Origin of the sequence: Methanoregula sp. (assembly GCF_002835825.1) — an archaeon.
Classification (GTDB): domain Archaea; phylum Halobacteriota; class Methanomicrobia; order Methanomicrobiales; family Methanospirillaceae; genus Methanoregula.
On the sequence record NZ_PIZH01000624.1, the window covers coordinates 1 to 1,224 of the forward strand.

The window sequence follows — 1,224 nt, forward strand, 5'->3', positions numbered from 1 at the left end:
CTCCGCCGGGCAGAGCGGGCCGAGGTGCACGGCCCCGGTGATTGTCCCGGCGGGCCCGCTCAATCCCCCCGGCGGCAGCATGCCGGTACTCAGGATGACAGCCATCGCTATCGTGACCGCAATGAGGATGAGGAGGTAGATGGCGCGGGAGAGGTCAAGACCGGGTTCCGCATCAGGCCCTGGCATACCGGGACATTGGACGGGTGCGGGAAAAAGGGTTGCTGCTCCTAAAGAGCTGTTTCGTGCCGGTTTTATGCAATACAAAAACCATACTTACAGAACAGGTTCCATGGTACAGGGCAGAGAGGGATCGGTGATGCGGAAGTGAACGGAACTGATGTTCTTCTGGTTGCCTATCTCCTGGCAAACGGGATCGCGTTTCTCGCGTTTGCCCTCGATAAGCGTAAGGCCGGGAGCCTTGGCCCGAGGGTTCCGGAGCGGACCCTGCTCGGGCTCGCCGGTATCGGGCCGTTCGGGGCCTACGCTGCGATGAAGCGGTACCGGCATACGACCCGGAAGACGAAGTTCGTGCTGGTGCCCGCGTTCCTTGTCCTCCATTGCATGATCATTCTGGGGCTTGCCCTGCTGTACCGGTGACCGGGCATACTAAACACCCCGGTTCAGTGCAGCCAGCCAGTGGTATTATCGTCAGGGGACGGCAACATTCCCTCTGTGATTCCCATGTTCAATCGCGGTTCTGATGAAGGATACAAGTGTTCCCTCCCCGGTATCAGCCAGAAGACGCTGGTATGGGGCGAAAGCACCCTCATGACAGAGTTCCGGCTCGGGAAAGGTGCTGTCCTCCCTGCGCATTCCCATCCCCACGAGCAGACCGGCTATCTCGTGAAAGGGCACATGACCCTCCGTATCGGGAATGATGCGGCAGTGATACGGCCCGGCGACAGCTGGAACATCCCGTCCAGTGTCATGCACCATGCCGAGATCCACGAGGACTCAGTTGCGATCGAGATCTTTCATCCGGTACGGAAGGAGTATCTCCCGTAATTTTTCAGCAGCCGCCAAAATGAGCGGTTAACCCTGCGATCGGGTTTTTCTCCTGTTCACTCTGTCAGTTCACGGGAAAAGTGACGAAGATGCAGACAGTCTCCGGAAAATCACCGGCTCTTCATCATCACTTCGTCAAGCCAGTCATATTTCTTCTCAAATGACTGTGCAAACGCACCCATCTGGCAGTGGTCCCCCTGTCTCTTAATCACCTCCTAC

At 57.8% G+C, this 1,224-nt stretch carries 3 protein-coding genes; 2 read left to right on the top strand and 1 reads right to left on the bottom strand.

Translation table 11 applies throughout. From position 1 onward, the window contains the following. The coding region (locus CW742_RS13905; protein ID WP_292421404.1) for a hypothetical protein at positions 1 to 186 on the bottom strand (186 nt) is incomplete at its 3' end. Between the two features lie 138 nt (positions 187 to 324). Here CW742_RS13905 and CW742_RS13910 point away from each other — a divergent pair. Both CW742_RS13910 and CW742_RS13915 read left to right on the top strand, forming a co-directional pair. After that, a complete protein-coding gene (locus CW742_RS13910; protein WP_292421407.1) occupies positions 325 to 597 on the top strand; it encodes a DUF1294 domain-containing protein in 273 nt (90 codons plus the stop codon). 84 nt (positions 598 to 681) lie between these two features. Then, positions 682 to 1,005, top strand: a complete 324-nt coding sequence (locus CW742_RS13915; RefSeq protein WP_292421409.1) for a cupin domain-containing protein — start codon at positions 682 to 684, stop codon at positions 1,003 to 1,005. The last annotated feature ends 219 nt before the right edge of the window (positions 1,006 to 1,224 follow it).

Excerpts from the sequence above, each read along its gene's own strand:
- CW742_RS13915 (WP_292421409.1), top strand. The coding sequence starts at position 682 with ATGTTCAATCGCGGTTCTGATGAAGGATACAAGTGTTCCCTCCCCGGT.